General features: G+C 42.9%; 31 protein-coding genes. 3 read left to right on the forward strand and 28 right to left on the reverse strand.

Annotated elements, in window-relative coordinates:
* Positions 1-273: 273 nt before the first annotated feature.
* The 8 genes from NMD08_RS13325 to NMD08_RS13360 form a co-directional block, all read right to left on the reverse strand.
* Positions 274-1,794 (reverse strand): hypothetical protein, encoded by a 1,521-nt coding sequence (locus NMD08_RS13325; protein ID WP_370618255.1) that lies wholly within the window; start codon positions 1,792-1,794, stop codon positions 274-276.
* 87 nt (positions 1,795-1,881) lie between these two features.
* Positions 1,882-2,091 (reverse strand): hypothetical protein, encoded by a 210-nt coding sequence (locus NMD08_RS13330; RefSeq protein WP_370618235.1) that lies wholly within the window; start codon positions 2,089-2,091, stop codon positions 1,882-1,884.
* Between the two features lie 58 nt (positions 2,092-2,149).
* Complete coding sequence (locus NMD08_RS13335) at positions 2,150-2,368, reverse strand: hypothetical protein (RefSeq protein WP_370618237.1); 219 nt, start codon at positions 2,366-2,368, stop codon at positions 2,150-2,152.
* Positions 2,369-2,371: 3 nt separating this feature from the next.
* Positions 2,372-2,608: a hypothetical protein gene (locus NMD08_RS13340; protein ID WP_370618239.1), complete on the reverse strand. Its 237-nt coding sequence runs from the start codon at positions 2,606-2,608 to the stop codon at positions 2,372-2,374.
* On the reverse strand, positions 2,598-2,957 hold the full coding sequence (locus tag NMD08_RS13345) for a putative zinc ribbon protein (RefSeq protein WP_370618241.1): 360 nt from the start codon (positions 2,955-2,957) through the stop codon (positions 2,598-2,600). Before NMD08_RS13345 ends, NMD08_RS13340 begins: the two co-directional genes overlap by 11 nt.
* A gap of 44 nt (positions 2,958-3,001) precedes the next feature.
* Complete coding sequence (locus NMD08_RS13350) at positions 3,002-3,397, reverse strand: hypothetical protein (RefSeq protein WP_370618243.1); 396 nt, start codon at positions 3,395-3,397, stop codon at positions 3,002-3,004.
* A gap of 184 nt (positions 3,398-3,581) precedes the next feature.
* Entirely contained in the window at positions 3,582-4,514 is a 933-nt protein-coding gene (locus NMD08_RS13355) for a replication initiation factor domain-containing protein (protein WP_370618245.1), read from the reverse strand.
* A 14-nt stretch (positions 4,515-4,528) separates the two neighbouring features.
* Positions 4,529-4,744, reverse strand: a complete 216-nt coding sequence (locus NMD08_RS13360) for a hypothetical protein (RefSeq protein ID WP_370618247.1) — start codon at positions 4,742-4,744, stop codon at positions 4,529-4,531.
* A 145-nt stretch (positions 4,745-4,889) separates the two neighbouring features.
* On the opposite strand from NMD08_RS13360, the gene NMD08_RS13365 reads away from it, so the two are divergent.
* Entirely contained in the window at positions 4,890-5,117 is a 228-nt protein-coding gene (locus NMD08_RS13365) for a hypothetical protein (RefSeq protein ID WP_370618259.1), read from the forward strand.
* Between the two features lie 1,213 nt (positions 5,118-6,330).
* Here the strand turns inward: NMD08_RS13365 and NMD08_RS13370 are convergent.
* From NMD08_RS13370 to NMD08_RS13410, 9 genes are all read right to left on the reverse strand, one after another.
* On the reverse strand, positions 6,331-6,486 hold the full coding sequence (locus NMD08_RS13370) for a hypothetical protein (RefSeq protein WP_370618262.1): 156 nt from the start codon (positions 6,484-6,486) through the stop codon (positions 6,331-6,333).
* A 9-nt stretch (positions 6,487-6,495) separates the two neighbouring features.
* Positions 6,496-7,713, reverse strand: coding sequence for a type II secretion system protein GspD (locus NMD08_RS13375; protein WP_370620210.1), 1,218 nt, complete (start codon positions 7,711-7,713; stop codon positions 6,496-6,498).
* Positions 7,679-8,947, reverse strand: coding sequence for a zonular occludens toxin domain-containing protein (locus NMD08_RS13380; RefSeq protein WP_370618264.1), 1,269 nt, complete (start codon positions 8,945-8,947; stop codon positions 7,679-7,681). The genes NMD08_RS13375 and NMD08_RS13380 overlap by 35 nt, the downstream gene beginning before the upstream one ends.
* Positions 8,948-9,461: 514 nt before the next feature.
* Positions 9,462-11,027, reverse strand: a complete 1,566-nt coding sequence (locus tag NMD08_RS13385; RefSeq protein ID WP_370618266.1) for a hypothetical protein — start codon at positions 11,025-11,027, stop codon at positions 9,462-9,464.
* Between the two features lie 54 nt (positions 11,028-11,081).
* A complete protein-coding gene (locus NMD08_RS13390; RefSeq protein ID WP_370618268.1) occupies positions 11,082-11,342 on the reverse strand; it encodes a hypothetical protein in 261 nt (86 codons plus the stop codon).
* Between the two features lie 332 nt (positions 11,343-11,674).
* The gene (locus NMD08_RS13395) at positions 11,675-12,034 is read right to left on the reverse strand and encodes a hypothetical protein (protein WP_370618270.1); all 360 of its coding nucleotides are present in this window, start codon (positions 12,032-12,034) and stop codon (positions 11,675-11,677) included.
* A gap of 44 nt (positions 12,035-12,078) precedes the next feature.
* Positions 12,079-12,474 (reverse strand): hypothetical protein, encoded by a 396-nt coding sequence (locus NMD08_RS13400; protein WP_370618243.1) that lies wholly within the window; start codon positions 12,472-12,474, stop codon positions 12,079-12,081.
* Between the two features lie 184 nt (positions 12,475-12,658).
* The gene (locus NMD08_RS13405; protein ID WP_370618272.1) at positions 12,659-13,591 is read right to left on the reverse strand and encodes a replication initiation factor domain-containing protein; all 933 of its coding nucleotides are present in this window, start codon (positions 13,589-13,591) and stop codon (positions 12,659-12,661) included.
* 14 nt (positions 13,592-13,605) lie between these two features.
* Positions 13,606-13,860: a hypothetical protein gene (locus tag NMD08_RS13410; protein WP_370618274.1), complete on the reverse strand. Its 255-nt coding sequence runs from the start codon at positions 13,858-13,860 to the stop codon at positions 13,606-13,608.
* Between the two features lie 129 nt (positions 13,861-13,989).
* On the opposite strand from NMD08_RS13410, the gene NMD08_RS13415 reads away from it, so the two are divergent.
* Complete coding sequence (locus NMD08_RS13415; RefSeq protein ID WP_370618276.1) at positions 13,990-14,205, forward strand: hypothetical protein; 216 nt, start codon at positions 13,990-13,992, stop codon at positions 14,203-14,205.
* Positions 14,206-15,339: 1,134 nt separating this feature from the next.
* Here NMD08_RS13415 and NMD08_RS13420 read toward each other — a convergent pair.
* From NMD08_RS13420 to NMD08_RS13470, 11 genes are all read right to left on the reverse strand, one after another.
* Positions 15,340-15,495, reverse strand: a complete 156-nt coding sequence (locus NMD08_RS13420) for a hypothetical protein (protein ID WP_370618262.1) — start codon at positions 15,493-15,495, stop codon at positions 15,340-15,342.
* A 9-nt stretch (positions 15,496-15,504) separates the two neighbouring features.
* Positions 15,505-16,722, reverse strand: a complete 1,218-nt coding sequence (locus NMD08_RS13425) for a type II secretion system protein GspD (RefSeq protein WP_370620210.1) — start codon at positions 16,720-16,722, stop codon at positions 15,505-15,507.
* On the reverse strand, positions 16,688-17,956 hold the full coding sequence (locus NMD08_RS13430; RefSeq protein ID WP_370618264.1) for a zonular occludens toxin domain-containing protein: 1,269 nt from the start codon (positions 17,954-17,956) through the stop codon (positions 16,688-16,690). Before NMD08_RS13430 ends, NMD08_RS13425 begins: the two co-directional genes overlap by 35 nt.
* Before the next feature lie 7 nt (positions 17,957-17,963).
* On the reverse strand, positions 17,964-18,386 hold the full coding sequence (locus NMD08_RS13435) for a hypothetical protein (protein WP_370618278.1): 423 nt from the start codon (positions 18,384-18,386) through the stop codon (positions 17,964-17,966).
* Positions 18,386-19,369 (reverse strand): hypothetical protein, encoded by a 984-nt coding sequence (locus tag NMD08_RS13440; protein ID WP_370618280.1) that lies wholly within the window; start codon positions 19,367-19,369, stop codon positions 18,386-18,388. The genes NMD08_RS13435 and NMD08_RS13440 overlap by 1 nt, the downstream gene beginning before the upstream one ends.
* Positions 19,264-20,037 (reverse strand): hypothetical protein, encoded by a 774-nt coding sequence (locus tag NMD08_RS13445; protein WP_370618282.1) that lies wholly within the window; start codon positions 20,035-20,037, stop codon positions 19,264-19,266. The genes NMD08_RS13440 and NMD08_RS13445 overlap by 106 nt, the downstream gene beginning before the upstream one ends.
* Positions 20,038-20,091: 54 nt before the next feature.
* Positions 20,092-20,352, reverse strand: a complete 261-nt coding sequence (locus NMD08_RS13450; RefSeq protein ID WP_370618268.1) for a hypothetical protein — start codon at positions 20,350-20,352, stop codon at positions 20,092-20,094.
* Between the two features lie 332 nt (positions 20,353-20,684).
* Positions 20,685-21,044, reverse strand: coding sequence for a hypothetical protein (locus NMD08_RS13455; RefSeq protein ID WP_370618270.1), 360 nt, complete (start codon positions 21,042-21,044; stop codon positions 20,685-20,687).
* A 44-nt stretch (positions 21,045-21,088) separates the two neighbouring features.
* The gene (locus NMD08_RS13460) at positions 21,089-21,484 is read right to left on the reverse strand and encodes a hypothetical protein (protein ID WP_370618243.1); all 396 of its coding nucleotides are present in this window, start codon (positions 21,482-21,484) and stop codon (positions 21,089-21,091) included.
* Positions 21,485-21,668: 184 nt separating this feature from the next.
* Positions 21,669-22,601, reverse strand: a complete 933-nt coding sequence (locus NMD08_RS13465; RefSeq protein WP_370618272.1) for a replication initiation factor domain-containing protein — start codon at positions 22,599-22,601, stop codon at positions 21,669-21,671.
* 14 nt (positions 22,602-22,615) lie between these two features.
* Positions 22,616-22,870: a hypothetical protein gene (locus NMD08_RS13470; protein ID WP_370618274.1), complete on the reverse strand. Its 255-nt coding sequence runs from the start codon at positions 22,868-22,870 to the stop codon at positions 22,616-22,618.
* 129 nt (positions 22,871-22,999) lie between these two features.
* Here NMD08_RS13470 and NMD08_RS13475 point away from each other — a divergent pair, with 129 nt between their 5' ends.
* Entirely contained in the window at positions 23,000-23,215 is a 216-nt protein-coding gene (locus NMD08_RS13475; protein ID WP_370618276.1) for a hypothetical protein, read from the forward strand.
* Positions 23,216-23,541 lie beyond the last annotated feature (326 nt).

The raw sequence follows: 23,541 nt of genomic DNA on the forward strand, positions 1-23,541 counted from the left end.
GTGTTTTATCCCTGCCTGAAAGAAAAAGAAAAAACAAACGGCATGAATGTCCTGTCCACTTTTACCCCCTTCGCCTGACGACAATAAAAAGCGCCAGCATCGACCATCCTGTCATGAAAAATAAGGATATGAGCGGCGCGATGTTATTCATTATTTTGCAGTGATTTTCCAGAATAAAACGTTTACCCAGGTATTCAATATTAACCTCAAAAACCGGACACTGTGCCGCGCGTGAGCGCAGGCTTATATCATGCATAAACGGGAGGATATTTGTTATCGGTGCAAGAATAACATCCATCGGCAGCGGCGCAGGTAAAACGGGGGCTGTATATTGGGGTCAGTCCCGAAATCCAGTTCGGGCACCTGCTCAATATACGTGTTAGACACATACTGATTAAGCGTAATATTGTAGACAGGCATATCCCAGTAACCCGTTTTACTCACAGGCTCCAGCAGGTCAGCCACGGATAAATTAAGATTTCTGGCGGTCATCACCTCAGCAACCGTTGCCGATGAAATCGCCACTGACGGGCTGTAAGGGAGTCCGGCATAGCCTGGACGTAAAGACGCCGCCGCCCATGCAGTGTTAAGCATTGAGGCCACCTGAGCCGCCGTTAAAGGGGCGCGCGCCAGTTCTGCCATGACCTGGGGTTGTGTATGCAGCGGTGACGTCACCACCGCCCCCATGCCTGTCGTGTTCTCCTTTACCGCAAGCGACGATGAAGGGGAAACGTCCTGCGACGTAAAAAAATAGCCAGGTGATTCCTGTTTATTATTTTTTATTACTGACGACTGTAAAATATATTCATTATTTTTATCACGATAATAAGTATCAACCCTGTATTTATTATTAAAAATAAGTGGCGGAATGGAAACAGAAAGAGATGAAACATAAGGCAGGGACACAATCGAACCGTTAATATTATACTGACCTCTCGCGTCAGAATGAGTAACAGACTTAAACAAATCAGGAAAATAAAAATCATCGACGTGCAAGGGAGTGTAGATTTCCTTTATATTACTGGCGGGATAACGTTCACCACCCGTAACGCAATGTGCACACACGCGAAGAAAATACGCATAATCACTGACCGCCCGCGCATGGACCTGATTAATGGTTTCCGCACGTCCCGCGATGTATAAATCAAGTAAGTTGTCAGCCGTGTTTGCCGTGGCATAGCCGTATTTATTGGGATTAAAGCTGTTATCAAAACCCGATGAAGAAATATTATAAACTCCGGTGGGAGCCGGAGACATTACCGCATCAGTGGATACGGTCGGATAGTAAGCCGGACTCAACGGCGGTATTAAGACAGGAACAGGATTTACCCTGGACGGCGCACCATAGAGAGCCTCAGCACCTGAAATTTTCGGGGATAATGCAGCCAGTTCTGCCGGAGATGTAACATTCACAATTTTCCCCTGATACGTTTCCACATTAAACGCCGAAGGATTTATAACCCCCATCGCCACAGCCGTGGCACCCACCGCAGGAATACGCCCCTCAGCACGCAGGTTATTACCCACAGTTTCCGCAAAAGTTACCCTGTCTAATTCGTTATTCATTCCGCGAATAGTCTCACCCAGAACAACCGTGGTGATAACGCCCGTTGCAACCGACGCCGCAGTAGAGACCGCCATGACCTCGACAACAGAAGATGTGGCAAGCGGAACGGCAGCAAGAAGGAAAGGTAAAATGGCATGAGAAGGCCGTGGAAAGGAAAACGTCAGCAGAAAGATAATAAGAAAATAAACCGCTACCCTTTCAGGCCAATAATAACGACGTAAGCGCATAACAGCCCCCACAGAAAAAAAGCACGTGCCAGATATCACCCATAAATAAAAGGGGAAAGGTTGCCCCTTCCCCGCTCCTGTTAATAATTAAGCCGCTTTGAGGAAACTAATCAGTTTTTTAACACCATTGACAACAACATACAGCCCCGCAACCACGCCACCCACAGCCATAATTGCAGCAATGACCGAAGCATAATCAACGGATCCTGAAATAGGCGTAAAATCAACCGTGGTTCCCGCCGCAAAAGCCTGAGCCGACAGGATGGAAAACAAAATCGCAACAAAATATTTAGACATAATAAAATCCTCTTTGACTTAAATTAAAAGAAACAGAAAGAACAATAACACTTACAGTTTACCCCTCCTTGATTAATTTAATAATAACCCCCGCACAATGGGAGACAAGCCATAACGACATGACCGTGGAAAAGGAAAGAATAAAATAAGGCGCTGAGTCAGCATAATCAGGCGCTGACAATGACAGACTGACAGGAATACTTGCCACATCAACAGATACGGTCTGGCAGACTTTATCAGCCACATTACAAATTGTTCCCGTCAGTTCATTAGCCATAATTTACTTCCCTTTGACAAACATCACCCTGAAATCATCGACAGAAATCTCTACTGCTTTAATATTTCTGTATATCGAATGTTTAGTAATACAAACTTTATTATGAATAGAATATGGTGATAAAAATACAAAACCAGCGTCAATATTAATCCTTGCATAGAAAGAATAAACAAAAACCTGATATCCATTACTGGATGCATAAGCAATTAACTGGCGAAATAAATCATTTTCATGATTCATAGTCAACCCCAACGCAATAAACATGATTACCACAACGGGGACAAATGCGCTGACCTGAAAACTCAATATTACAGGCAACGCAGCGATACTTAACCGGACGCGAATAACCCGTATTATCCGTCAGATGGCTAACAGCCAGCTCTATGGCAGACGTCAGGCCAATGGCGAAAACCGGAGCCGGACGGCAGGCAGAACGGCGCAGTTCAGACCGCTGCTGATGCCCTGCCAGTTCAGCGACAGACTTTTTATAATATTTACGGATAAACGGCGAATCCGGATCAAACGAATTAATATCGCAGAAGCGCGCATAATCCAGCGGGTCAGAAATACCGGGATATGACTTAATCATCACAATTACCCCACGTCAGAAGAGGCCCCGAAGGGCCGAACAAATCAGGATTTAACAGACTGCTTTTCAATAGCAGAGGGTTTGGCATCAAGCGGAACACGGCTGAAATTACCATAGCCAGCAAGTTCAAAACCGCCAAGAACACTTTTACCATCACCACGACCACGGGCAGAACGTTTAAATCGGGGGATGATATAAATAAAATCATAGCCCTTAGAGCGTGCCAGCTTATATTCACTTTGAAGATAAAGTGTCAGTTTGCCGCAATCATCCTCCGGAACCTCTTCAGCAATAAAGCCATAACCTGTGGAACGGTCATTGCTTTCATAATCTGTAAGCGTATTCACACGACACATTAAACGAGATTCACCCGTTTTTTTGTCAGTCCAGGGAATAACATCAGCACCAATACAAATAATAGCATCAGAAAAATCAGACATATCAATCACCTTTAATTTAATTACATAAAATTCAGACTGACCAGAACAATAAGTAAGCCACTTACACTAAGCCTTTATCAGAACGGTATCGGGCTGCTTTTTAAAAACTGGTCACGGACTATATATTCATAACTTTCATTTATCGGCATTCTTATACTGTCATCGTCAATATGCTCACCTCTTATTACGGTTTTGATAAATACGTCCACGTTGCCGCCCAGAACATGCAGAACGGCAGCGAGCTTTTTGAACACTGAGTACGAAGCCATTTCACCTCTGAATCAAAGGAACTCAAAGCCTTACGTGTGTCAGACAGCGACGGACGGAACGGATTTATTTTGCGGGGTTCAGCCGGATTAAGCTGGGCTGCATAATCACAAAGCCCCGTAAAATACCCCCGAATATCAAGCAGAATATCAACAGAAACATCTTTTAATTCAGCCTCAGAACGATTCCAGATTAAATCAAGACCAAGTTCCAGAGCCTTATTATAAATTCGCCAGTAAAGCAATGATTTACGACTACCTATCTTTAGTGATTCTTCATCACCTATTGTGTATTTATAGCCTTTTTTACTGTCTATACGGCGACCCCTTCCACGATAGAACGCATCATTTTTAAAGTCACTGTAAGCATGTTCTACCGTGAATACACCATCGAAATCATCCACACATAAATCAAGACGAGCCAGCTTCACCACACCAATATGAGTAAACCATTTATGAAGGTGTTCAGGTGATGTACCAGAAAATACATGCTGACACCCCTTCCCGTTAATCTGTATAAATACAGTCCCTTCATTGCCACCAACATAAAGACATCCTAATTCCTGGCGATTAGTGTCGTTATAGGCATATAACGGCGCATGATCCTTATAATTATAAAGGCCATATCCACGAAATACACCGAGATGTAAACCGAACTCAGCAGCCAGCCAGCGCCTAATCATTTCAATCCGGGCATCCAAAACCATACGATTATAGTTTTGAAGTTGGGCATCAAGAGCCTTGCGAGCCTGACGAAAATCACCGCCAAAATCTTCATTAGGGAATGTATAACCATCTACAAACTCGTCAAATGATTCTTCAATGTCACGGTTACTCAGAGGGCACCACATACGGGTTTTCGGATCTATAACGTCAGTAAAAAAGTATCACGCGCCAGAACATGACTACGGTAGGACGGGAGAATACCGAACTTGCGCCATTCTGCCTGATCAGGAAAGGTCACAAAATCTTTTACCGCCGAGGAATGCAGGACAAACGCCAGCCAGTCGATATTGACGGGACGATCATCAGAACGATCCACAGCTACCGCACTGATGTTGAGATCCTTTTCATTCTTCATAGCCACCCTCAAAACATGAAACATGCAACATGAAACATTTGCGGCAAACATACACAAATAATATGTAACATGTCAACCAGTAGCAGACGGGGAAGCGAATTGACCGTTAGACTAAGCGCTAAAACGAAACGTCAGGAGTTTACTTATGAGTGAATCAATAAAGGCAACGGTTAGACTTAAAAAACAAGAAGCTATAGAGCTTAAAGACAAAGCCTATGCATTAACCAGAAAGGCAATAATGAGCGGAAAGCACATTGTGCATACAGAATCAGATATAGTTCACTTTGCAATAGAAAACACATTAAAAAACATAGATATAAATGAAGATGGGCAACTGGTATTAAAACCAGATAACAAAAAACGCATAATGTGAAGTGCATCACAATACGTTTGAGTAGTAACGATGAATGACCCGCCTCATGCACACAGCTAAATCCAGTCGTTTTATCCCCCTGAAAACCTGACCAAAAACGAGCAATTGCGGACGGATCCGCATTGTTCCGTTGAATTAACCCCCGTATTACATAGCGGGGTTTTCATCGCGCCGTCATTATCGGGTTATCCAGGAGAGCAAGCGGCAGCGTCCCCTCCTCATACTTGCGGGGGAGCGCTGCGCGCTCGCCTCCTTTTCTGTCATTCCGGCAGCGATGACAAAACCCGCTTTGCAGAGAGGGGCGCGAACTGCCGTACATGGCCAGCATCATTGAACGGGAAATACAGCACCAGTGTGCCACCGAGCCGAACAGCAAAACCCCGCGCAATACTGCGCGGTGGGTATCGCTGGCGCTCCCATGCCCTGACGGGCATCAGCAGGTGGAAGATCTAAATGGATCGAGGGGACATTTGAATTTAGCGGTGAAGCGGACATTTCAAAACAGCCAGCCGAGGTGCGCACAATGCAGCCTATGCTAAATCGGCGCGGGCGCCTTAGCCGACGCGGTCGCTCGGCTGCGCAGATTCAACATAAGCTGCATCCACATTATGCGCACCACGGCTTATGTATGCCTGATATGGGAAAAATGAGCGCCAGTTATCCTGGTCAACAAATCCACCCCAACGTGAATGAAATCAGGTTCCGGCGCTCATTTTTGTTCAGAATTTATGAATGCTAAAAACTGCAATCCAACTTTACTAACTGCATGAAATTAAAGAAATCATATCACACCGGCTTTTGAGCTGCAGCGCGACCGGCCACGGAATTTTAAACTCCGGATGCACAAACTTTTTGATGTTCCGTTACGTGAAATTTCACGTAACCACGCCGCTGTATTACGTCATTTTTTCACGTAACCGCACAGACCAACAGCGACGAACGCCACGCACTGGAGACTGCTATGGTAAAAGCGATAACAAATCAATGATACTGAGGATCGGTCATCAAATACCGGCTTTTTATAGATGCACAAATAAACCGGAAAAAACACACCGACCAAAAAGCCCGTCCCAAACCAGCCAGGCAAAAGAAACCGCATGATCCGTTTATGCATACACCTTCCTGTCACATCGTGCTGTTTTGTGTGCAGGAGCTGCCCGCCTTCAGCGTTCACTCCCGCACTCATTATATGCACAATACAACAGCAAAAAAATCACTCTTCACGGATATCGAGAAAATCATGGTAATCCGGCGTGCCAACATAAAGCACCTCATAATCATCACCGCGCCATCGATCACACTCATCGCTGTAATCACCACGATAAAGCCATGAACCATCAGGCCAGACAAAAATATCATTGTAATCCATGCCCTCCCCTTAAACCTTTTTAGCCTGGATGACGATTAATAAATCAGTACTTTGTTTCTGGTCTGATTTCGTAGACCATGATTTAGGTAAGAACGAAAGCCCTGTGTTTTGCTCGCCATCTTTATTCTCAGCAAGACCCGATAAAACGATAATATCCCCGTCCTTCATATTTACATTGGTGACAATCTGCCTTGTCGTGAACGTCGGCGAGTTATTAACGCCCGTAGTCGTTTCGGCATAGTCGCTTAATTGCTGGTCTATTTTCATCGATACCAGATCGCGCGTTATTAATGGCCTGACTTTGAAATCAACACCCGTATTACGGTAGACAATTGACTGTACAGGCGTACCGTTCTCATACGTCAGAGATCCGACCGTGGGCACACTGGCACCAACAGAAAATGATGACTCCTGACCTGACACCACCCGCAGCCGTGGCGAACTGACCAGCGAAAACCGGTTATCTGTACGGAACAACTCATATAACGCATCAAATGACGGGCCATTAAACTGAATAAAATTACCGTAACCCTGTTTTGACCCTATTCCGATACTGAAGCGGTCATTGAGTAATTTAGACGCCAGCACAAGGCCGGAACCGTTTTTTTCATTGGTCTGTACTTCAAATACAAACGCCGATACAAGCACCTGCTCAGCTCTGACGTCTATTTCATCCAGAAGTTTTTCTATCTGCTCTATATTTCGCTTAGTACCACGATAAACAAACGTATCGCCGGATGTACTCATGAATGGTTGTTCAGCGCTGGAAATCTGTACCCCGTCAGCACCTGCATTAGCCACGCTCTGGGTGAATGACGTCCCCAGCGCCTGGGCCAGATAAGGCACATCACGATAGCGCGGCGTATAGGTATAGGTGTAAAAACGTGGTGGAGAAATAACAGGTTTATAGGTGTAGAGATAATCAATACCCTTTTTCTGAACCACTTTAACATTCATGTTTTCCAGATAACGAAGAATAAACTCCCGTTCATCATTATCAGGATGAATATGCAAAGTTAACATCCTCGCATCCTGCGTCAGTTCTGGCGACAGCATAAAGGGACGTTTCAAAATCTGATTCCATAAAACGGAAACAGCCTCAGGGAATTTCATTGTATTAACTTCAAAATCAGTACCCGCTGCGGATACCTGACAGCACAAACAAAATAAAGAAAAAGGAAGAAGTCGCATATTATTTACCCTGCTGGAAAATAGATGAAGTAGCATTGCTGACACCGGAATTAAGTTGTTCAGCCATATCAGGCTGATTAACTGAATTACCGGAAGAACCGGAAGAACCGGAATAAAACGTAACAAGCTCATTACCTATAACAAGTTGCGTAAAACGCCCCTTATATTGCTGGTCAGATTCATGATAACGAATATTGCCCGCATTATCTGTCAGTATGAAATAACGTTCAGTATCAGAAGAGACCAGATAACCGGACAACCGCCACTTTGACGAAAGAACGGGTAAAGCCGGTGTGGCAGGAACAACACCCGCAGCGGGAACAGCCGTGGAAGATGACGACAGAGATTCAGAAGAATGAGAACTTTTATTATCAGAGCCAAAATAAGACGACCAAATCAGATAACAAAGATAACCTAAAACAAGTAAAACAGAAAACTTTATAATCAGTGAAAAACACCCTTTCTCCTTAACTGGCTTTTCCGATGGTTTCGAATCAGAAATAACCTCAGTTTGTTTAACCGGAGTTATATTGCCTGACATAATCACCCCAGGAATAAGAGAATAAGACGAACGCATATCAATAAAATCATTGCCAACAAGCTCACCTCCGTCAGTAAATTTATAATCCGTGTCATAGCATGGATAAAAATGTTTAGCGCGAAATGTCAGAGAGTTAAAAGGTTTATCATGTTGCCCCTTCTTTTTATAGTAAAAACGGGCCTGTACAAGATGAGGCAGAATTGATTTTTTAGATTTATTAATGCCATAATCTTTCGGTCTGGTCATTTCCATAAAAGAAGAAATAAACGGTATGCGGATATGATCAAGACGATTAAGAATAACAAGATTCTCTATCAGTGCTTCCCTGACCTGAGAATCAAGCATATCAGGGTGTTGTACCAGCAAATAAACATCCCAATGATGTTTACGGGCATGAATCAACCATTCAAGAATTTTCTTTCTGTCAGAGTCCCGATAATCGCGGGAATTAAGAAAACTTGCACATTCATCCAAAATAAGAACACCAAATTTATCTTTATAGGCGTCAGGTGAACCCATACCCAATGCATTAAGGTCTGATGAACGAACATTACAAGGTAAAACGGTGATTGATTTAGACGAACGAGAGCCAAGATGTTCAGTATAAAAAGGATAGTTAGCCGCACATTTAACCTCACTATCACCGTCATTATAATATAATGACATAATATAAGCGCCAAATATGCCCTTTCCTGCTCCTAATTCCCCCTGCGTGACATAAATAGCCATATAACACCTATTTTTTAAAGAACGGTAAAGAGAATGGAGAAGTGGTAATTCTTAACAGTTCCCTTGAATAAATCACAAGAAAATGAACACCTAAAACAGCAGCCTGAGCAGAAACAATTATACTTATATATTGAGTCAGGTTAACAGGTAAAAGACTCATAAAACAAAGCCAGATATCACCAGAGAAAGAACCCGTATTCAGCAAATCATAAAGATATCCGTTAGCCATATCCAGAAGAGATTTAACAGCCACACCAACAACACTGACAAATACGGTTAAGAATAAAATATGACCAGATGTAAGATTGAATAAAGAATAAAAAACAATCCCGCACCAACTGAAATAAGCCGTGTAAATTGTGAAATCACCCAGGCTAAGGAAGTACGAAATAAAAATGAAAGAACGTTAACAAGCGCAACATACCACATTATTTAACCCTCTGTAATCCACGAACGACAATGAAATATACAGCAACCGCTGTCATGATTTTAAAAATCCATGTAATAAAGCCTCTTAAATTTTTGTCATACCATATACAAAAATCATTAAGTACAATCGTTTTTTTAGTGTTTTGTTATCAACAAGGCCGAGAGTAATATCAAATGATAATGGGCGACATACCCCCGTTATGCCAACAAGGGTATTATTAATATCATCTATATTTAATGACATATCAGGGATTTGATTTTTTAACGCATCTAATGATGATTTAAAAGAAGGAACGGAAGAATTAAAACTTTCCTCTATATTATCGAGATACCCATTTGTTGTATTAGTGAGGTCTGAAAAATCAAGATTTGAATCATCAAATTCAGGTGTTTTATCATTAAAAACCAGGCTGTCTTTAAAGGAACGATGAAAGGCTTTAACCTCGGCAAGTAAGTCGCCGTCGCCATCAGTATTCCCGCCACCGGAGCCGTTACCGCCAGAACCATTCCCACCACCTGAGCCGTCGCCACCGCCGCCGCCTCCGGAGCCGTCGCCGCCGCCGTTGCCGCCGCCAGAACCGCCGCCGGAACCACCACCGGAACCACCACCGGAACCACCGCCAGAACCGCCACCGGAACCACCGCCAGAGCCACCACCGGAACCACCACCGGAACCACCGCCAGAACCGCCACCGGAACCACCGCCAGAGCCACCGCCAGAGCCACCGCCGTCGCCAGAATCGCCACCGTTGTCGGAATCACCGCCATCAGGTTCTTCAGGTTCCACCTCAGATTTAAGAACAATTTGTGTGCTGTATCCGTAAACAGCAGGGTCTACAGATTTAAGTGCAAATAAAGGATTTAAACGACATGAATTTAAGTACTTATCATAATTTTTGAGGACATCACCAGGAGCTGCACCGGGAACAGAGCAGATATAAAACTTTCCGATCTCTGGGTTCGAAAGCTCAAAGGGTGACATTGTTTTTTTAATTTCCACGTAGTGAAACAGGCTAAGTAAATCGTTTCTGCTATAAGAGGAATAATTAGAAAGATAATCAGGCAAAGAACGCTGGAAATTATCTCCATTAACATCAGGGTATGGCGCTAAAGGAATAGTTGAATTAAAAGCATCAAAAGATACAGGTGTAACAGCATCACGCACAACCCCTTTAATATAAGGCTGGAAGTTTTTAGAAAGCTTTACTTTTTGAATAAATGGGAAGTAATTATTTTTCTCAGTTGAGCCAATTGATTTAGCGTTTATAGAATAAAAACAATGGTTACTTGCTGAATATGTATAATCAGAAGTTTGCCCATTGCGTTTAACGTTATCTAAAACAAATTGCTCATCTTTGAGGATGTTATAAGAAGAACAAAAATTTGTTTGTGGGTTGAAACTTTCAGCATCATCAGATGGCAAATTACGATGCCATATGCCCGTTGCACGCTTTGTTTCTTCATCAATAACACAATTAAAACAAATATACTCTTTGCCGAAAAAAGTAGTCTTATAAAACCCATCCGGCCTTTTGACAGCTAAATCCATCCCTCCTTCATATATAACAGGGTGTGTATCAGGATTAACTTCAGTATCGGCAGCATGCCCAGAAAGGGAAAATAAAGAGAGGATAAGAAAAAGGATTTTCATAATGTGAATCTCAATAAAAACGCCCCCTGTAAAGAGGGCGTGAGTATATTAATTTTATGAAGCAGCCTTAGCAAAGAAAGACTTAATAACACCCATGCCAACGCTGACAACGAGTTTAAACGTCAGGATACCGAACGCCGCAGTAACAACCGCCCCCATTGTGACAAGGATAGGATTAGAAATAGCTTCCAGCATAGCCGTTGTAATGAAAGTTGACGGATCCGGAGCCGTACTCGCTGCAAGTGCAGAGCCAGAGGTGCCAGCCATTACAGCAGCAGCCAAAGCTTTTAATTTAAAACCAGTAGTAATATTCATGAAATACCTCTTTAACGGGAAGAAGAAATAAACGTTCGCTTAATAAAAGCGAGAAGAAAACCAGAGCCAAAACCAGATAATAAAGAAAAAAACCATAAAATAAAAAGATACTCTACAGGCTCTTTATCCTTAAGAAACGGATCTATTAAGTCATATAAATACCCCATTTAATTAATCCCCCAACAAAAGCCCCGCGATAAACGACAGAATAAACAATATCAACGGGGCCAGCCCATACAACAATATTAAATAAAAATCACCAGAAGCCATTATGATTTATCATCTACGAAAAAATAGATGCATATTCGATTAATTCACGCGACGCTTTATTTTCAAGATTCATAATCAGCCCCTACGCAAAAAACATGATTCCCGCATTCAGGACAAACACGCTGTCCTGCAAACTCACAGTTGCACAGAACGCAACGATGCTTAACCGGACGCGCATAACCTGTATTGCCCGTCAGATGGTTAACAGCAAGCTCTATAGCAGACGTCAGGCCAATAGCGACAACGGGAGTCGGACGGCAAGCAGAACAGCGCATTTCACGCCTTTCCTGACACCTCGCCAGTTCAGCGACAGAATTTTTATAGTATTTGCGGATAAACGGCGAATCCGGATCAAACGAATTAATATCGCAGAAGCGCGCATAATCCAGCGGGTCAGAAATACCGGGATATGACTTAATCATCACAATTACCCCACGTCAGAAGAGGCCCCGAAGGGCCGAACAAATCAGGATTTAACAGACTGCTTTTCAATAGCAGAGGGTTTGGCATCAAGCGGAACACGGCTGAAATTACCATAGCCAGCAAGTTCAAAACCGCCAAGAACACTTTTACCATCACCACGACCACGGGCAGAACGTTTAAATCGGGGGATGATATAAATAAAATCATAGCCCTTAGAGCGTGCCAGCTTATATTCACTTTGAAGATAAAGTGTCAGTTTGCCGCAATCATCCTCCGGAACCTCTTCAGCAATAAAGCCATAACCTGTGGAACGGTCATTGCTTTCATAATCTGTAAGCGTATTCACACGACACATTAAACGAGATTCACCCGTTTTTTTGTCAGTCCAGGGAATAACATCAGCACCAATACAAATAATAGCATCAGAAAAATCAGACATATCAATCACCTTTAATTTAATTACATAAAATTCAGACTGACCAGAACAATAAGTAAGCCACTTACACTAAGCCTTTATCAGAACGGTATCGGGCTGCTTTTTAAAAACTGGTCACGGACTATATATTCATAACTTTCATTTATCGGCATTCTTATACTGTCATCGTCAATATGCTCACCTCTTATTACGGTTTTGATAAATACGTCCACGTTGCCGCCCAGAACATGCAGAACGGCAGCGAGCTTTTTGAACACTGAGTACGAAGCCATTTCACCTCTGAATCAAAGGAACTCAGAGCCTTACGTGTGTCAGACAGCGACGGACGGAACGGATTTATTTTGCGGGGTTCAGCCGGATTAAGCTGGGCTGCATAATCACAAAGCCCCGTAAAATACCCCCGAATATCAAGCAGAATATCAACAGAAACATCTTTTAATTCAGCCTCAGAACGATTCCAGATTAAATCAAGACCAAGTTCCAGAGCCTTATTATAAATTCGCCAGTAAAGCAATGATTTACGACTACCTATCTTTAGTGATTCTTCATCACCTATTGTGTATTTATAGCCTTTTTTACTGTCTATACGGCGACCCCTTCCACGATAGAACGCATCATTTTTAAAGTCACTGTAAGCATGTTCTACCGTGAATACACCATCGAAATCATCCACACATAAATCAAGACGAGCCAGCTTCACCACACCAATATGAGTAAACCATTTATGAAGGTGTTCAGGTGATGTACCAGAAAATACATGCTGACACCCCTTCCCGTTAATCTGTATAAATACAGTCCCTTCATTGCCACCAACATAAAGACATCCTAATTCCTGGCGATTAGTGTCGTTATAGGCATATAACGGCGCATGATCCTTATAATTATAAAGGCCATATCCACGAAATACACCGAGATGTAAACCGAACTCAGCAGCCAGCCAGCGCCTAATCATTTCAATCCGGGCATCAAGTACCATACGGTTATAGTTTTGAAGTTGGACATCAAGAGCCTTGCGAGCCTGACGAAAATCCCCGCCAAAATCTTCATTAGGGAATGTGTAACCATCTACAAACTCATCGAATGAATCTTCAATGTCACGGTTACTCAGAGGGCACCACATACGAGTTTTCGGATCTATAACGTCAGTAAAAAAGTATCACGCGCCAGAACATGACCACGGTAGGACGGGAGAATACCGAATTTGCGCCATTCGGCCTGCTCAGGAAAGGTCACAAAATCCTTCACCGCCGAGGAATGCATGACAAACGCCAGCCAGTCGATATTGACGGGACGATCATCACCACGATCCGACTCAGACAGGGCTACCGCACTACTGGTGTACCTTTCCAGCGGGGTAACGATGTTGTGATCCTTTCCTTCGATAACCATGCTTAACGACCCAATGTATTTACATCATGCACACATGGAATCATTTTATTTTTCGATTGTAAATACACATGCGCGGATACTGGATGTGAGGATATGGCATGCTTTAATGACCCAACAAAGGAGATAGATATGAAAAAACCAGTTAAAAGAGGCGATACAACTGTAAGAATCAATGAGGAGAGAAAACTAGAAATAAAAAGAAGAATCATAGAGATAGGAAGCAAAACTGGAGAGGTTATAAAAGCAACAGATATAACAAACCATCTAATTGATCACTACATGGATGACGCCGTAAAAGACATCGTCAGCAATATCCAGATGGAGAAGAAAAAACGCGTAATGTGAAGTGCATCACAATTGAATTAAGCAACAACGATGAATGACCCGCCTCTTACACACAGCTAAATCTAACCTCCCTATCGCCCTGAATACCTGACCAGAAAACGAGCAATTGCGGACGGATCCGCATTGTTCCGTTGAATTAACCCCCGTATTACATAGCGGGGTTTTTTCCCGCCGCGTGGCGCTGGCGAACAAAAAGCCAATGCGCCATCGCCCACCCACGGCGCGTAAGTGCCCTTCTTAACCCCGCATCTTTTACGCTTCCTCGACCGTTCGCTCACTCCGTTCGGTCGCTTGTCTGCGGCGAGCGTTGCCTTCTCTCTCCTCATGGATGTAACTACCTACCGAACTAGAATATCAGAGAATGGATCGAGAGAGGATCAAGAGGACATTTGAATCTGGCAGTGAAACAGGCATTTCAAAACAAACAGCCGAGGTGCGCACAATTGCAGATTATGCTAAATCGCCGCGGGCGCCTTAGCCGAGCACAGTCGCACGGCTGCGGCGATTCAACATAAGCTGCATCCACATTATGCGCACCACGGCTTATGTATGCCTGATATGGGAAAAATGAGCGCCAGTTATCCTGGTCAACAAATCCACCCCAACGTGAATGAAATCAGGTTCCGGCGCTCATTTTTGTTCAGAATTTATGAATGCTAAAAACTGCAATCCAACTTTACTAACTGCATGAAATTAAAGAAATCATATCACACCGGCTTTTGAGCTGCAGCGCGACCGGCCACGGAATTTTAAACTCCGGATGCACAAACTTTTTGATGTTCCGTTACGTGAAATTTCACGTAACCACGCCGCTGTATTACGTCATTTTTTCACGTAACCGCACAGACCAACAGCGACGAACGCCACGCACTGGAGACTGCTATGGTAAAAGCGATAACAAATCAATGATACTGAGGATCGGTCATCAAATACCGGCTTTTTATAGATGCACAAATAAACCGGAAAAAACACACCGACCAAAAAGCCCGTCCCAAACCAGCCAGGCAAAAGAAACCGCATGATCCGTTTATGCATACACCTTCCTGTCACATCGTGCTGTTTTGTGTGCAGGAGCTGCCCGCCTTCAGCGTTCACTCCCGCACTCATTATATGCACAATACAACAGCAAAAAAATCACTCTTCACGGATATCGAGAAAATCATGGTAATCCGGCGTGCCAACATAAAGCACCTCATAATCATCACCGCGCCATCGATCACACTCATCGCTGTAATCACCACGATAAAGCCATGAACCATCAGGCCAGACAAAAATATCATTGTAATCCATGCCCTCCCCTTAAACCTTTTTAGCCTGGATGACGATTAATAAATCAGTACTTTGTTTCTGGTCTGATTTCGTAGACCATGATTTAGGTAAGAACGAAAGCCCTGTGTTTTGCTCGCCATCTTTATTCTCAGCAAGACCCGATAAAACGATAATATCCCCGTCCTTCATATTTACATTGGTGACAATCTGCCTTGTCGTGAACGTCGGCGAGTTATTAACGCCCGTAGTCGTTTCGGCATAGTCGCTTAATTGCTGGTCTATTTTCATCGATACCAGATCGCGCGTTATTAATGGCCTGACTTTGAAATCAACACCCGTATTACGGTAGACAATTGACTGTACAGGCGTACCGTTCTCATACGTCAGAGATCCGACCGTGGGCACACTGGCACCAACAGAAAATGATGACTCCTGACCTGACACCACCCGCAGCCGTGGCGAACTGACCAGCGAAAACCGGTTATCTGTACGGAACAACTCATATAACGCATCAAATGACGGGCCATTAAACTGAATAAAATTACCGTAACCCTGTTTTGACCCTATTCCGATACTGAAGCGGTCATTGAGTAATTTAGACGCCAGCACAAGGCCGGAACCGTTTTTTTCATTGGTCTGTACTTCAAATACAAACGCCGATACAAGCACCTGCTCAGCTCTGACGTCTATTTCATCCAGAAGTTTTTCTATCTGCTCTATATTTCGCTTAGTACCACGATAAACAAACGTATCGCCGGATGTACTCATGAATGGTTGTTCAGCGCTGGAAATCTGTACCCCGTCAGCACCTGCATTAGCCACGCTCTGGGTGAATGACGTCCCCAGCGCCTGGGCCAGATAAGGCACATCACGATAGCGCGGCGTATAGGTATAGGTGTAAAAACGTGGTGGAGAAATAACAGGTTTATAGGTGTAGAGATAATCAATACCCTTTTTCTGAACCACTTTAACATTCATGTTTTCCAGATAACGAAGAATAAACTCCCGTTCATCATTATCAGGATGAATATGCAAAGTTAACATCCTCGCATCCTGCGTCAGTTCTGGCGACAGCATAAAGGGACGTTTCAAAATCTGATTCCATAAAACGGAAACAGCCTCAGGGAATTTCATTGTATTAACTTCAAAATCAGTACCCGCTGCGGATACCTGACAGCACAAACAAAATAAAGAAAAAGGAAGAAGTCGCATATTATTTACCCTGCTGGAAAATAGATGAAGTAGCATTGCTGACACCGGAATTAAGTTGTTCAGCCATATCAGGCTGATTAACTGAATTACCGGAAGAACCGGAAGAACCGGAATAAAACGTAACAAGCTCATTACCTATAACAAGTTGCGTAAAACGCCCCTTATATTGCTGGTCAGATTCATGATAACGAATATTGCCCGCATTATCTGTCAGTATGAAATAACGTTCAGTATCAGAAGAGACCAGATAACCGGACAACCGCCACTTTGACGAAAGAACGGGTAAAGCCGGTGTGGCAGGAACAACACCCGCAGCGGGAACAGCCGTGGAAGATGACGACAGAGATTCAGAAGAATGAGAACTTTTATTATCAGAGCCAAAATAAGACGACCAAATCAGATAACAAAGATAACCTAAAACAAGTAAAACAGAAAACTTTATAATCAGTGAAAAACACCCTTTCTCCTTAACTGGCTTTTCCGATGGTTTCGAATCAGAAATAACCTCAGTTTGTTTAACCGGAGTTATATTGCCTGACATAATCACCCCAGGAATAAGAGAATAAGACGAACGCATATCAATAAAATCATTGCCAACAAGCTCACCTCCGTCAGTAAATTTATAATCCGTGTCATAGCATGGATAAAAATGTTTAGCGCGAAATGTCAGAGAGTTAAAAGGTTTATCATGTTGCCCCTTCTTTTTATAGTAAAAACGGGCCTGTACAAGATGAGGCAGAATTGATTTTTTAGATTTATTAATGCCATAATCTTTCGGTCTGGTCATTTCCATAAAAGAAGAAATAAACGGTATGCGGATATGATCAAGACGATTAAGAATAACAAGATTCTCTATCAGTGCTTCCCTGACCTGAGAATCAAGCATATCAGGGTGTTGTACCAGCAAATAAACATCCCAATGATGTTTACGGGCATGAATCAACCATTCAAGAATTTTCTTTCTGTCAGAGTCCCGATAATCGCGGGAATTAAGAAAACTTGCACATTCATCCAAAATAAGAACACCAAATTTATCTTTATAGGCGTCAGGTGAACCCATACCCAATGCATTAAGGTCTGATGAACGAACATTACAAGGTAAAACGGTGATTGATTTAGACGAACGAGAGCCAAGATGTTCAGTATAAAAAGGATAGTTAGCCGCACATTTAACCTCACTATCACCGTCATTATAATATAATGACATAATATAAGCGCCAAATATGCCCTTTCCTGCTCCTAATTCCCCCTGCGTGACATAAATAGCCATATAACACCTATTTTTTAAAGAACGGTAAAGAGAATGGAGAAGTGGTAATTCTTAACAGTTCCCTTGAATAAATCACAAGAAAATGAACACCTAAAACAGCAGCCTGAGCAGAAACAATTATACTTATATATTGAGTCAGGTTAACAGGTAAAAGACTCATAAAACAAAGCCAGATATCACCAGAGAAAGAACCCGTATTCAGCAAATCATAAAGATATCCGTTAGCCATATCCAGAAGAGATTTAACAGCCACACCAACAACACTGACAAATACGGTTAAGAATAAAATATGACCAGATGTAAGATTGAATAAAGAATAAAAAAACAATCCCGCACCAACTGAAATAAGCCGTGTAAATTGTGAAATCACCCAGGCTAAGGAAGTACGAAATAAAAATGAAAGAACGTTAACAAGCGCAACATACCACATTATTTAACCCTCTGTAATCCACGAACGACAATGAAATATACAGCAACCGCTGTCATGATTTTAAAAATCCATGTAATAAAGCCTCTTAAATTTTTGTCATACCATATACAAAAATCATTAAGTACAATCGTTTTTTTTAGTGTTTTGTTATCAACAAGGCCGAGAGTAATATCAAATGATAATGGGCGACATACCCCCGTTATGCCAACAAGGGTATTATTAATATCATCTATATTTAATGACATATCAGGGATTTGATTTTTTAACGCATCTAATGATGATTTAAAAGAAGGAACGGAAGAATTAAAACTTTCCTCTATATTATCGAGATACCCATTTGTTGTATTAGTGAGGTCTGAAAAATCAAGATTTGAATCATCAAATTCAGGTGTTTTATCATTAAAAACCAGGCTGTCTTTAAAGGAACGATGAAAGGCTTTAACCTCGGCAAGTAAGTCGCCGTCGCCATCAGTATTCCCGCCACCGGAGCCGTTACCGCCAGAACCATTCCCACCACCTGAGCCGTCGCCACCGCCGCCGCCTCCGGAGCCGTCGCCGCCGCCGTTGCCGCCGCCAGAACCGCCGCCGGAACCACCACCGGAACCACCACCGGAACCACCGCCAGAACCGCCACCGGAACCACCGCCAGAGCCACCACCGGAACCACCACCGGAACCACCGCCAGAACCGCCACCGGAACCACCGCCAGAGCCACCGCCAGAGCCACCGCCGTCGCCAGAATCGCCACCGTTGTCGGAATCACCGCCATCAGGTTCTTCAGGTTCCACCTCAGATTTAAGAACAATTTGTGTGCTGTATCCGTAAACAGCAGGGTCTACAGATTTAAGTGCAAATAAAGGATTTAAACGACATGAATTTAAGTACTTATCATAATTTTTGAGGACATCACCAGGAGCTGCACCGGGAACAGAGCAGATATAAAACTTTCCGATCTCTGGGTTCGAAAGCTCAAAGGGTGACATTGTTTTTTAATTTCCACGTAGTGAAACAGGCTAAGTAAATCGTTTCTGCTATAAGAGGAATAATTAGAAAGATAATCAGGCAAAGAACGCTGGAAATTATCTCCATTAACATCAGGGTATGGCGCTAAAGGAATAGTTGAATTAAAAGCATCAAAAGATACAGGTGTAACAGCATCACGCACAACCCCTTTAATATAAGGCTGGAAGTTTTTAGAAAGCTTTACTTTTTGAATAAATGGGAAGTAATTATTTTTCTCAGTTGAGCCAATTGATTTAGCGTTTATAGAATAAAAACAATGGTTACTTGCTGAATATGTATAATCAGAAGTTTGCCCATTGCGTTTAACGTTATCTAAAACAAATTGCTCATCTTTGAGGATGTTATAAGAAGAACAAAAATTTGTTTGTGGGTTGAAACTTTCAGCATCATCAGATGGCAAATTACGATGCCATATGCCCGTTGCACGCTTTGTTTCTTCATCAATAACACAATTAAAACAAATATACTCTTTGCCGAAAAAAGTAGTCTTATAAAACCCATCCGGCCTTTTGACAGCTAAATCCATCCCTCCTTCATATATAACAGGGTGTGTATCAGGATTAACTTCAGTATCGGCAGCATGCCCAGAAAGGGAAAATAAAGAGAGGATAAGAAAAAGGATTTTCATAATGTGAATCTCAATAAAAACGCCCCCTGTAAAGAGGGCGTGAGTATATTAATTTTATGAAGCAGCCTTAGCAAAGAAAGACTTAATAACACCCATGCCAACGCTGACAACGAGTTTAAACGTCAGGATACCGAACGCCGCAGTAACAACCGCCCCCATTGTGACAAGGATAGGATTAGAAATAGCTTCCAGCATAGCCGTTGTAATGAAAGTTGACGGATCCGGAGCCGTACTCGCTGCAAGTGCAGAGCCAGAGGTGCCAGCCATTACAGCAGCAGCCAAAGCTTTTAATTTAAAACCAGTAGTAATATTCATGAAATACCTCTTTAACGGGAAGAAGAAATAAACGTTCGCTTAATAAAAGCGAGAAGAAAACCAGAGCCAAAACCAGATAATAAAGAAAAAAACCATAAAATAAAAAGATACTCTACAGGCTCTTTATCCTTAAGAAACGGATCTATTAAGTCATATAAATACCCCATTTAATTAATCCCCCAACAAAAGCCCCGCGATAAACGACAGAATAAACAATATCAACGGGGCCAGCCCATACAACAATATTAAATAAAAATCACCAGAAGCCATTATGATTTATCATCTACGAAAAAATAGATGCATATTCGATTAATTCACGCGACGCTTTATTTTCAAGATTCATAATCAGCCCCTACGCAAAAAACATGATTCCCGCATTCAGGACAAACACGCTGTCCTGCAAACTCACAGTTGCACAGAACGCAACGATGCTTAACCGGACGCGCATAACCTGTATTGCCCGTCAGATGGTTAACAGCAAGCTCTATAGCAGACGTCAGGCCAATAGCGACAACGGGAGTCGGACGGCAAGCAGAACAGCGCATTTCACGCCTTTCCTGACACCTCGCCAGTTCAGCGACAGAATTTTTATAGTATTTGCGGATAAACGGCGAATCCGGATCAAACGAATTAATATCGCAGAAGCGCGCATAATCCAGCGGGTCAGAAATACCGGGATATGACTTAATCATCACAATTACCCCACGTCAGAAGAGGCCCCGAAGGGCCGAACAAATCAGGATTTAACAGACTGCTTTTCAATAGCAGAGGGTTTGGCATCAAGCGGAACACGGCTGAAATTACCATAGCCAGCAAGTTCAAAACCGCCAAGAACACTTTTACCATCACCACGACCACGGGCAGAACGTTTAAATCGGGGGATGATATAAATAAAATCATAGCCCTTAGAGCGTGCCAGCTTATATTCACTTTGAAGATAAAGTGTCAGTTTGCCGCAATCATCCTCCGGAACCTCTTCAGCAATAAAGCCATAACCTGTGGAACGGTCATTGCTTTCATAATCTGTAAGCGTATTCACACGACACATTAAACGAGATTCACCCGTTTTTTTGTCAGTCCAGGGAATAACATCAGCACCAATACAAATAATAGCATCAGAAAAATCAGACATATCAATCACCTTTAATTTAATTACATAAAATTCAGACTGACCAGAACAATAAGTAAGCCACTTACACTAAGCCTTTATCAGAACGGTATCGGGCTGCTTTTTAAAAACTGGTCACGGACTATATATTCATAACTTTCATTTATCGGCATTCTTATACTGTCATCGTCAATATGCTCACCTCTTATTACGGTTTTGATAAATACGTCCACGTTGCCGCCCAGAACATGCAGAACGGCAGCGAGCTTTTTGAACACTGAGTACGAAGCCATTTCACCTCTGAATCAAAGGAACTCAGAGCCTTACGTGTGTCAGACAGCGACGGACGGAACGGATTTATTTTGCGGGGTTCAGCCGGATTAAGCTGGGCTGCATAATCACAAAGCCCCGTAAAATACCCCCGAATATCAAGCAGAATATCAACAGAAACATCTTTTAATTCAGCCTCAGAACGATTCCAGATTAAATCAAGACCAAGTTCCAGAGCCTTATTATAAATTCGCCAGTAAAGCAATGATTTACGACTACCTATCTTTAGTGATTCTTCATCACCTATTGTGTATTTATAGCCTTTTTTACTGTCTATACGGCGACCCCTTCCACGATAGAACGCATCATTTTTAAAGTCACTGTAAGCATGTTCTACCGTGAATACACCATCGAAATCATCCACACATAAATCAAGACGAGCCAGCTTCACCACACCAATATGAGTAAACCATTTATGAAGGTGTTCAGGTGATGTACCAGAAAATACATGCTGACACCCCTTCCCGTTAATCTGTATAAATACAGTCCCTTCATTGCCACCAACATAAAGACATCCTAATTCCTGGCGATTAGTGTCGTTATAGGCATATAACGGCGCATGATCCTTATAATTATAAAGGCCATATCCACGAAATACACCGAGATGTAAACCGAACTCAGCAGCCAGCCAGCGCCTAATCATTTCAATCCGGGCATCAAGTACCATACGGTTATAGTTTTGAAGTTGGACATCAAGAGCCTTGCGAGCCTGACGAAAATCCCCGCCAAAATCTTCATTAGGGAATGTGTAACCATCTACAAACTCATCGAATGAATCTTCAATGTCACGGTTACTCAGAGGGCACCACATACGAGTTTTCGGATCTATAACGTCAGTAAAAAAGTATCACGCGCCAGAACATGACCACGGTAGGACGGGAGAATACCGAATTTGCGCCATTCGGCCTGCTCAGGAAAGGTCACAAAATCCTTCACCGCCGAGGAATGCATGACAAACGCCAGCCAGTCGATATTGACGGGACGATCATCACCACGATCCGACTCAGACAGGGCTACCGCACTACTGGTGTACCTTTCCAGCGGGGTAACGATGTTGTGATCCTTTCCTTCGATAACCATGCTTAACGACCCAATGTATTTACATCATGCACACATGGAATCATTTTATTTTTCGATTGTAAATACACATGCGCGGATACTGGATGTGAGGATATGGCATGCTTTAATGACCCAACAAAGGAGATAGATATGAAAAAACCAGTTAAAAGAGGCGATACAACTGTAAGAATCAATGAGGAGAGAAAACTAGAAATAAAAAGAAGAATCATAGAGATAGGAAGCAAAACTGGAGAGGTTATAAAAGCAACAGATATAACAAACCATCTAATTGATCACTACATGGATGACGCCGTAAAAGACATCGTCAGCAATATCCAGATGGAGAAGAAAAAACGCGTAATGTGAAGTGCATCACAATTGAATTAAGCAACAACGATGAATGACCCGCCTCTTACACACAGCTAAATCTAACCTCCCTATCGCCCTGAATACCTGACCAGAAAACGAGCAATTGCGGACGGATCCGCATTGTTCCGTTGAATTAACCCCCGTATTACATAGCGGGGTTTTTTCCCGCCGCGTGGCGCTGGCGAACAAAAAGCCAATGCGCCATCGCCCACCCACGGCGCGTAAGTGCCCTTCTTAACCCCGCATCTTTTACGCTTCCTCGACCGTTCGCTCACTCCGTTCGGTCGCTTGTCTGCGGCGAGCGTTGCCTTCTCTCTCCTCAT

Source organism: Citrobacter meridianamericanus (genome assembly GCF_041320245.1).
Classification (GTDB): Bacteria; Pseudomonadota; Gammaproteobacteria; order Enterobacterales; family Enterobacteriaceae; genus Citrobacter; species Citrobacter meridianamericanus.